The organism is Streptomyces sp. NPDC005899 (genome assembly GCF_040629645.1).
In the GTDB taxonomy this organism is placed as follows: Bacteria; Actinomycetota; Actinomycetes; order Streptomycetales; family Streptomycetaceae; genus Streptomyces.
Window position 1 is genome coordinate 1 of record NZ_JBEXWB010000294.1, and the last position, 8,186, is coordinate 8,186.

The window sequence follows — 8,186 nt, forward strand, 5'->3', positions numbered from 1 at the left end:
CGGTGCCGCCGCGCGGGCCTCGGCGTGCGCGACGGCCGCCGGCGCGGTGGCTACCGGCCCGGGCCTCCGCGCGCCCGTCAGCTCCGGTGCGGCACGGTCAGCCGGTACCCGTCCTCGATGAGGGCGGGGAGATAGCGCCGCAGCGCCGCCACGCTCTGGGACCGGTCGCCACCCGCGTCGTGCGACAGGACGACGGCCCCGGGTGCCGCACCCCGCTCGACCCGGCGCACGACGGTGGCGGTCCCCGGGCGCTTCCAATCCAGGCTGTCGACGGTCCAGGCCATCGGTTCCATGCCCATCGCGGCCCCGATCTCGAAGGAGTTGCGGTTCCAGGCGCCGTAGGGGGCGCGGTACCAGAGGGGTGGGGTGCCGAGGGTCCGTTCGATCACCTCACTGGTACGGCCCAGTTCGTCGCGGATGGCGGGCCGCGAGAGCGCGGGGATCATCGGATGCGACCAGGAGTGGTTGCCGACCACATGCCCGTCGTCCGCCATCTCCCGCAGCAGGTCCCGGTTGCCGGCGGCCGGCTCGCCGCAGACGAAGAACATCGCCCGCACTCCGTAGGTGCGCAGGGTGGCCAGGATGTCCGGCGTGTAACGGGGGTCGGGGCCGTCGTCGAAGCTGAGCACCATCGCGTCCCGCCCGGCCTCCGGCAGCGCCTCGAACGGACGGGTGCGGACCGGCGGCGCGGCGGGCACGAAGCGTGGTGCACCCTGCCCGGTCATGGGTCTCAGCCGGTAGCCCCGGCCTCCGGTCTCCGTGCGAGCCTGGGGGCCGGCAGCCGTGCCGGGCGGCTCCCCTCCCGGCCTGACGGGCGTGCCGGCGGGGTCCGCTGCGGCCACGCGTACGGCGGCGACGGTCGCGAGCGTCAGGCCGAGGCGCAGGAAGGTGCGGCGCCCGGCCGGCATCTGATCGTTTTTCATGACCAACTGCTCGCACGGAGTCGGGCCCGGGCCCGCCGACGACACCGGGCGCACCGTGATGTGCACCCGATGGGGCGAGTGCCGTCCGGCCTGCGGTGAGGGCGGCCGCGCCGGCCCGCGGTGGCCCCGGGCTGCGGCACGGCCGGCGCGAACGACTACCCTCGGGGCCGTGACAGACCAGCAAGGACACCGCTTCGAGCGCGGTACGGACGGCCCCAAGGTGATCGTCGCCGGCATCGACGGCTCCGACTCCTCGATGCGTGCCGCGGCGTACGCGGCGGGGCTCGCCCGCCGGCAGAACGCGCTCCTCGCCCTCGTCTACGTGCAGCCCGTGCTGTCGGCCGGCGCGGCCATGGGAGCGCCGGTGGCCGAGGCGACCGGCGACGTCGCCGAGGGACTGGTGAGCGAGATCAGGTCGGCGACGGAGCGGCTCAAGGACATATGGAACGTCCGCTGGGAGTTCCACACCTTTCGCGGCGACCCGTACAACGGGCTGGTGACGGCGGCGGACGAGCTGAAGGCGGACGCCGTGGTCGTCGGTGCGTCGGAGTCCGCGGGACACCGGTTCGTCGGATCGGTCGCGGTGCGGCTGGTGAAGGCCGGCCGGTGGCCGGTCACCGTGGTGCCGTGACCCCCGGCGCCCCGGTGTCCTCCCGGCGGCGCCGGGTCACCTGAGCCCGTCCCGGGCGGCGCCCCGGCCGAGTACCGCACCGCCGACGCGCCCGCGGCGTCCGCCGGTGGGGTCGCCGCCCGGTGCGTCGAGGGCGGTGACGCGTCCGGCTTCGGGGTCCGACCGCTGGAGCAGGTATGCGGCTCCCGCGACCTGCCGCCGCCCACCGGCCGCGGCGGGCGCGCGAACGTGAAGCGGCGGACTTCGGGCACTCGTTGCCACGCGGGTCCCGCACACCGTCGTGGTCGGCCGTCGCGCCGGCGATCGGGTCGCCCATGCCGTGGGCGGCCCACCCGCCGTTGACTTCTCATACACCCGCGGCGGCACGTGTGCGTGCGTGCCGAGAGTGCACCATGCCGCCCGAGGCCGGCGGGGCGAAGCCGCGCGCACCACCCGCGCCCCGGCCCCCCGAGCCGCCCACCGCCGGCTCAGCCGAGACCTGCCACCCGGCGAACCCCCGGGGGCGTCGACGGCCGGCCGGTACCGGCTGTGGCGTCGAGCAGGCCGGTGAGGCGAGCACCATGGCGGGTGGGACGCGGTACTCCATGTACGCGACTCCCGGGCCGGATGCGTTCGACCTCCCGACCAGACATATCTTCATATCATCCATTTGGCTACAAAAGGGATCAGCCACCCGAATCGGCCGTATCGGCGTCCCCCGACCGTTCACCGCACCACTCGCCGCTCCGTGCGACCGCTCGGCGCACATCTGCGCGCACCGCCTGTTCCCCCGCTCCCCGATGCGTTCGTATACGCCAGGCGGGAGCGAGGCGGCAGGGCCTCTTCGGGAAGGGACGGACGTTCACGATGACCACGGCGACAACCGATGAGCGGGCCCTCGCTGAGTTGCAGCGGGAACACGGGCCGGCCCTGCTCCACTTCCTGCTCGGGCTCACCTTCGGCGACCGACAGCGTGCGGAGGACCTGTTGCAGGAGACGCTCGTGCGCGCCTGGCAGCACCCGGAGGCGTTCGACGCCCCGTACGACTCGATGCGCCCCTGGCTCTTCACCGTGGCCCGGCGACTGGCCATCGACGCCCGCAGGTCCCGTCAGGCCCGCCCGGCGGAGGTCAGTGACGTGGTGCTGGAGAGCGCCCCCGCGCGGGAGAACACCGCCGAGGCGGCGGTGCGCGCCCTCGATGTGCGCGAGGCCGTCAGGACGCTGAGCCCCGAACACCGGGCGGTGCTCGTACAGATCTACTTCCGCGGGCTGAGCGTGGGCGAGACGGCCCAGGCCCTGGGCATACCGGCGGGCACCGTGAAGTCCCGCTCCTACTACGCGCTGCGGCTGCTCTCGCGCAGCCTGCCCGGCTACTCCAGCAGGTCCTCGACGTCGAGCAGTGACAGCAGGCACTCGGCGTCCGCGACCTCCACGTAGGCGGCCGCGCACCCGTCGCACCGCTGGAGGTGCTGTGCGACGCGGCCGGTCTCCCGCGCGGCCAGGGCTCCCAGCACGTAGGCGCCCAGCAGCCGCACCACGTGGGGTTCGTCACCGCGCTCCGCGGTCATCACACCTCGCATCTGCCGACGGATCCTGCGCTTCTGCCCACGCGGCGGACGCTCCCCCGGTTCAATGCTGCGTGAAGCCCCGTACCGAGTCGAAGGAAGAGGCGAGACGGGATGCGTCCCGAACATCACGACGGAACCGGCGGGGGCGGGCCGCTGGTCCCGATGGACTGGCTGTGCGCCGAGTACCTCGCGGACGAGGTGCTCGTGACCGGTGACCTGATGGAACCGGCGACGCTGGAGTACCGCGCGGGGCGCGATGCCCTGGCACTGACGATCTTCCTCTCCGAGGGGGCGGCCCTCGTCCCCGACCCGGTGGCCGCCGACGCGCTTCCCGCCGCGAGGGTGGACGAACTGCGGCTGCTCACCGCGCGCGGCACCCCGTGGGCGCGGTGGGTCCGCCGGAGACTGGAGGCGCGGGAGCGGGCGGCCGTGCCGGACGGACGGCCGGATTCCGACCTGGCACTGGCGCGCGCGGCCTGGCGGTGGCTGGAGGAGACCGAACTGCTGGCGGCGGATCTGGAGGCGATCGGGGCCCCGCGCCCGGAGCACCCGGCGGAGGGTGAGCCGGACGGCGAGGCGCAGGTATGGACGCCCGCCTGGCAGCTCGGGCTGCCGCTGGGCCATCTGGCGGTCGATCTGTACTGATCCCCGCACCGGTGTCACGAACCGTGGACGCCCGCACGGTACTTGGGCAGCCGGACGGTGATCTTCGTGCCCGCGCCGACGCCCGTCTCGATGACGAGCCCGTACGCGTCGCCGTACACCTGCCGCAGCCGCTCGTCCACGTTGACCAGGCCGATCCCGGTGGAGGCGCCTCCCTCCCCGCGCAGGATCCGCCGCAGCCTCTCCGGATCCATCCCGATGCCGTCGTCCTCGATGACGACCTCGGCCTCCGCACCGGCGTCCAGTGCGCTGATGGTGATGCGGCTGCGGCGCACCGCGCCCTCCAGCCCGTGCTTGACCGCGTTCTCGACCAGCGGCTGGAGGCAGAGGAACGGCAGGGAGACGGGCAGCACCTCCGGGGCCACCTGGAGGGTCACGGAGAGCCGTTCACCGAACCGGGCCCGCACGAGTGCCAGGTACTGGTCGATGGAGTGCAGCTCGTCCGCCAGCGTGGTGAACTCGCCGTGCCGCCGGAACGAGTAGCGGGTGAAGTCGGCGAACTCCAGCAGTAGTTCACGCGCCTGCTCGGGATCGGTGCGGACGAAGGAGGCGATGGCGGCCAGGGAGTTGAAGATGAAGTGCGGCGAGATCTGGGCCCGGAGCGCCTTGATCTCGGCCTCGATGAGCCGGGTGCGGGAGCGGTCCAGCTCGGCGAGTTCGAGCTGTACGCAGACCCACCGGGCCACTTCCCCCGCCGCCCTGGCGAGGACGGCGGACTCCCGGGGCGCGTAGGCGACGAGCGCGCCGAGCACCCGGTGGTCCACGGTCAGGGGGACGGCGACCGCCCAGCGGAGCGGGCAGTCGAGGTCCCCGCAGTCGCTGTGGAAGGCGGTGTCCCGGCCACTGGCCAGAAGGGCCTGGACGTGCCGCATCACGTCCGCGCCGTGGTGGTCCCCCTCGCCGTCCCAGACGAGCACCCGGTCCCGGTCGGTGAGGCACAGGGCGTCGGTGCCGAGCAGCGAGCGCAGGCCCCGCGCCGATCTGCGGGCGCTCTCCTCGGTGAGTCCGGCGCGCAGGGGCGGTGCGGCCAGGGAAGCGGTGTGCAGGGTCTCGAAGGTGGCGTGTTCGACGGGGGTGCCCACGTCGCTGGTGCGCACCGGGCGGGCCGTGCGGCCCAGCAGGAAGCCGGTGCCGAAGAGCAGCAGGGCGAGCACGCCGATGGCGGCGATCCCGGCTCCGGTCATCGCCGGCGCCCCGTGCACGCGGCCGTCGTCGCCGGCACCCCGCGCGCGGGGCCGTCACGCCGTCCCTCCCGCGCCGTCACGGCCCACTCCCCCGAGGCACTCATCGCCCTCTCCCCGACGTGAGCGCTTCCGGCAGGTGGAAGCGGGACATGGCGGCGTTGGTGCCCGGCGGTATCCGCCCCGGGGTCGCGAGGGAGACGAGGACCATGGCGAGGAAGCCGACCGGTACGGACCAGACGGCGGGCCAGGCGAGCAGGGCGTGGGGCCATCCCGGCGGGCGTACGGCGCCGCTGACGGTGATCGCCACGGACAGCAGCGCGGAACCCCCGCCGAGCAGCAGCCCCGCGATCGCCCCCGGCGGCGTGAGCCGCCGCCACCAGATGCCGAGGACGAGCAGCGGGCAGAACGAGGAGGCGGACACCGCGAACGCCATCCCGACCGCGTCGGCCACCGGCACCCGGCCGACCAGCAGCGAGCCGGCCAGCGGTACGGCGATCGCCAGGACGGTGGCCAGCCGGAAGTGCCGGACGCCCCGTGAGGGCAGGACGTCCTGCGTGATCACCCCGGCGACGGCCATGGTGAGGCCGGACGCCGTGGACAGGAACGCGGCGAACGCGCCGCCCGCGAGCAGGGCGCCGAGCAGGTCGCCCCCGAGGCCGCCGATCACCCGGGCGGGCAGGAGGAGCACGGCGGCGTCGGAGTCGCCGCCGTGGATGAGCTCGGGCGCGTAGAGCCGTCCCAGCGCACCGTAGACGGGCGGCAGCAGGTAGAAGGTGCCGACCAGGGCGAGGACCGCGACGGTGGTCCGGCGGGCGTCGCGGCCGTTGGGACTGGTGTAGAAGCGCACCACGACGTGGGGCAGGCCCATCGTGCCGAGGAAGGTCGCCACGATCAGGCCGTACGTCGCGTAGAGCGGGTGCTCGGCGCGGAAGGCGGAGATCTGGTCGTCGAAACTGACGCGCGGCTGTCCGTCGCCGCGCCACGCCAGCACCAGGAAGACCGCCGGGACGAGGAGCGCGGTGAGCTTCAGCCAGTACTGGAAGACCTGCACGAAGGTGATGGAGCGCATGCCGCCCGCCGCGACGGCGACCACCACGACCGAGGCGACGAGGACGTCGCCGAGCCAGCCGGGCGCTCCGGTCAGGATCCGCAGGGTGAGCCCGGCGCCCTGGAGCTGCGGCACGAGGTACATCCAGCCGGCACCGACCACGAACACGCTGACCAGCCTGCGCACCTGCCGGGACTCCAGGCGCCCTTCGGCGAAGTCGGGCAGGGTGTACGCGCCGGAGCGGCGCAGCGGGGCGGCCACGAAGACGAGCAGGACGAGGTATCCGGCGGTGTAGCCGACCGGGTACCAGAGCATGTCGGGGCCGTGCACGAGTACCAGCCCGGCGATGCCGAGGAAGGAGGCGGCGGAGAGGTACTCGCCGCTGATCGCCGCGGCGTTGAGCCGGGGCCGCACGGTGCGGGAGGCGACGTAGAAGTCGGACGTGGTGCGGGAGATCCGCAGCCCGAATCCGCCGACGAGGACGGTGGCGAGGACGACGAGGGCGACCGCCACCACCGATGCCGGGTGGCCGGGTGTGCTCACGGTGCGGGTCGGCCTTCCACGAGTCTGGCGAAGTCGCGTTCGTTGCGTTCCGCACGGCGTACGTACCACCAGGCGGCCAGGGTGAGCGGCGGGTAGGTGGTGAAGCCGAGGACCGCCCAGACGACCGCGTTGCTGCGCAGGGCCTCGAAGACGAGCGGCAGGGTGCCGGCCACCAGGGCGAGGAGGGCGAAGACGGTCAGCCCGGCGCGGAGCTGGCTGCGCATCAGCGAGCGTACGTAGGCACCGCCGAGAGCCGTCTGCTCGTCGATCTCCGACTGGGCACGGTAGCGGGGCAGCGGACGTACCCGGCGCGGCTCCCCCGTGACCACTTCGCGCCGGGGTGTGCTCTCTGCGGACATGGGCTCGGAGTGTAGGCGCCAGGGGAACGTCTGGGAAGGGCCCGCAGAGAGGTAGGCGCAGGTCAGCGGCCGGTCTGACGCATCAGGAGGTCGCGCAGCGCGCGGGTGTGGCGACGGCTGACCGCCAGTTCGGCCTCCCCGACGCGCACGCTCATGCTGCCCGCGTCGAGCCGCAGCTCGTCGATGCGGTTCAGCGCGACGAGATGGCGGCGGTGGATGCGCACGAAGCCGCGCGCACGCCACCGCTCCTCCAGGGTGGTGAGCGGGATCCGGACGAGGTGGCTGCCGGTGGCGGTGTGCAGCCGGGCGTAGTCGCCCTGCGCCTCCGCGTACGCGATGTCCTCGACGGCGACGAAACGGATCACCCCGCCGAGCTCGACCGCGATCTGGTCGGCCGCCGTGTCGTGGACGGGGGCGGAACGTTCGCCGACCTGTTCGGCGACGCGGCGCACGGCCTCGGCCAGGCGCTCGCGGCGGACCGGTTTGAGTACGTAGTCGACGGCCTTGAGGTCGAACGCGTGCACGGCAAAGCCTTCGTGGGCGGTGACGAAGACGATGAGCGGAGGTGCCGCGAAGCCCGCCAGGAGCTGTGCCACATCGAGTCCGGTGAGTCCGGCCATGTGGATGTCCAGGAAGACGACGTCGATGGCGGACGGGTCCTCCGGTCCCGCGTCGACGGCGCCGCCGATGCGCCGCAGTGCCTCGGTCGCCCCGGTGGCCCCTTCGGCGCTCCGGACACGGGGGTCGGAGCGCAGGAGGTACAGGAGTTCCTCCAGGGCGGGCTCTTCGTCGTCGACGGCCAGTACACGCAGCATGAGGCCGGAGTGTACGACCTGGTGGGCGGCCGGGAGGCGGGAGGTGGCCGGGTCCCACGGCATCGGTCCGGGCCGCCGTCGCGGCGCGCCGGGAGCACCGCGACCGCCGTCCGCCGGGGTGCGGGCCGCGTCCCGTGGCCCCGCTCCCTGAGTGATGGCCCGGCCCGCCGCGTATCTGAGGGCATGCGCACCACCGACTGCCACCAGGACGCCGGAGCCTACGCGCTCGGTGTGCTCGGTGCCGCCGACGCCTTCCGCTTCGAGGAACACCTCGCGGGGTGTGCCGCGTGCGGGGTCCGGGTGCGGCAGTTCGGTGGGGTGCGGAGCCGGCTGGCGGCGTTCGTGGAGCTCCTGCCCGCGGGGGTCGCGCCGGTGACGGCTTCCGGCCCCGGGATGCCTGACCGGCTGGTCGCCGCGGTGGCGTCCGGGCGCCGCACGTCCCGCAGGCGGCGGGTGGCGCTGGCGGCGGCGGC

10 protein-coding genes are annotated in these 8,186 nt (G+C 74.0%); 4 read left to right on the top strand and 6 right to left on the bottom strand.

What is annotated here, in order from left to right:
• Positions 1 to 77: 77 nt before the first annotated feature.
• Complete coding sequence (locus tag ABZ371_RS25400; protein WP_358683638.1) at positions 78 to 923, bottom strand: polysaccharide deacetylase family protein; 846 nt, start codon at positions 921 to 923, stop codon at positions 78 to 80.
• Between the two features lie 169 nt (positions 924 to 1,092).
• Here ABZ371_RS25400 and ABZ371_RS25405 point away from each other — a divergent pair, with 169 nt between their 5' ends.
• Complete coding sequence (locus tag ABZ371_RS25405) at positions 1,093 to 1,554, top strand: universal stress protein (RefSeq protein WP_358683640.1); 462 nt, start codon at positions 1,093 to 1,095, stop codon at positions 1,552 to 1,554.
• Between the two features lie 846 nt (positions 1,555 to 2,400).
• Positions 2,401 to 2,970, top strand: coding sequence for a sigma-70 family RNA polymerase sigma factor (locus ABZ371_RS25410; RefSeq protein WP_358683642.1), 570 nt, complete (start codon positions 2,401 to 2,403; stop codon positions 2,968 to 2,970).
• Here the strand turns inward: ABZ371_RS25410 and ABZ371_RS25415 are convergent.
• Positions 2,904 to 3,101 (bottom strand): zf-HC2 domain-containing protein, encoded by a 198-nt coding sequence (locus tag ABZ371_RS25415; protein ID WP_358683656.1) that lies wholly within the window; start codon positions 3,099 to 3,101, stop codon positions 2,904 to 2,906. The genes ABZ371_RS25410 and ABZ371_RS25415 overlap by 67 nt on opposite strands.
• Positions 3,102 to 3,212: 111 nt before the next feature.
• Here ABZ371_RS25415 and ABZ371_RS25420 point away from each other — a divergent pair, with 111 nt between their 5' ends.
• Entirely contained in the window at positions 3,213 to 3,746 is a 534-nt protein-coding gene (locus tag ABZ371_RS25420) for a hypothetical protein (RefSeq protein WP_358683644.1), read from the top strand.
• A gap of 14 nt (positions 3,747 to 3,760) precedes the next feature.
• On the opposite strand, the gene ABZ371_RS25425 is transcribed toward ABZ371_RS25420, so the two are convergent.
• The 4 genes from ABZ371_RS25425 to ABZ371_RS25440 form a co-directional block, all read right to left on the bottom strand.
• Positions 3,761 to 4,948 carry a histidine kinase gene (locus tag ABZ371_RS25425; protein WP_358683646.1) on the bottom strand — a complete coding sequence of 396 codons (1,188 nt, stop codon included), beginning with the start codon at positions 4,946 to 4,948 and terminating at the stop codon, positions 3,761 to 3,763.
• Positions 4,949 to 5,048: 100 nt separating this feature from the next.
• Positions 5,049 to 6,539 carry a cation acetate symporter gene (locus ABZ371_RS25430; protein ID WP_358683648.1) on the bottom strand — a complete coding sequence of 497 codons (1,491 nt, stop codon included), beginning with the start codon at positions 6,537 to 6,539 and terminating at the stop codon, positions 5,049 to 5,051.
• On the bottom strand, positions 6,536 to 6,898 hold the full coding sequence (locus tag ABZ371_RS25435; protein ID WP_358683650.1) for a hypothetical protein: 363 nt from the start codon (positions 6,896 to 6,898) through the stop codon (positions 6,536 to 6,538). The genes ABZ371_RS25430 and ABZ371_RS25435 overlap by 4 nt, the downstream gene beginning before the upstream one ends.
• Positions 6,899 to 6,960: 62 nt before the next feature.
• Entirely contained in the window at positions 6,961 to 7,713 is a 753-nt protein-coding gene (locus tag ABZ371_RS25440; protein ID WP_358683652.1) for a LytTR family DNA-binding domain-containing protein, read from the bottom strand.
• A gap of 183 nt (positions 7,714 to 7,896) precedes the next feature.
• Between ABZ371_RS25440 and ABZ371_RS25445 the strand changes: the two genes are divergently transcribed.
• Positions 7,897 to 8,186 (top strand): zf-HC2 domain-containing protein (locus ABZ371_RS25445; protein WP_358683654.1); only part of this gene is annotated, 290 nt, incomplete at its 3' end.

Coding starts and splice junctions, on each gene's coding strand:
- ABZ371_RS25400 (WP_358683638.1), bottom strand. CDS start 923: ATGAAAAACGATCAGATGCCGGCCGGGCGCCGCACCTTCCTGCGCCTC.
- ABZ371_RS25410 (WP_358683642.1), top strand. CDS start 2,401: ATGACCACGGCGACAACCGATGAGCGGGCCCTCGCTGAGTTGCAGCGG.
- ABZ371_RS25415 (WP_358683656.1), bottom strand. CDS start 3,101: ATGACCGCGGAGCGCGGTGACGAACCCCACGTGGTGCGGCTGCTGGGC.
- ABZ371_RS25420 (WP_358683644.1), top strand. CDS start 3,213: ATGCGTCCCGAACATCACGACGGAACCGGCGGGGGCGGGCCGCTGGTC.
- ABZ371_RS25425 (WP_358683646.1), bottom strand. CDS start 4,948: ATGACCGGAGCCGGGATCGCCGCCATCGGCGTGCTCGCCCTGCTGCTC.
- ABZ371_RS25435 (WP_358683650.1), bottom strand. CDS start 6,898: ATGTCCGCAGAGAGCACACCCCGGCGCGAAGTGGTCACGGGGGAGCCG.
- ABZ371_RS25440 (WP_358683652.1), bottom strand. CDS start 7,713: ATGCTGCGTGTACTGGCCGTCGACGACGAAGAGCCCGCCCTGGAGGAA.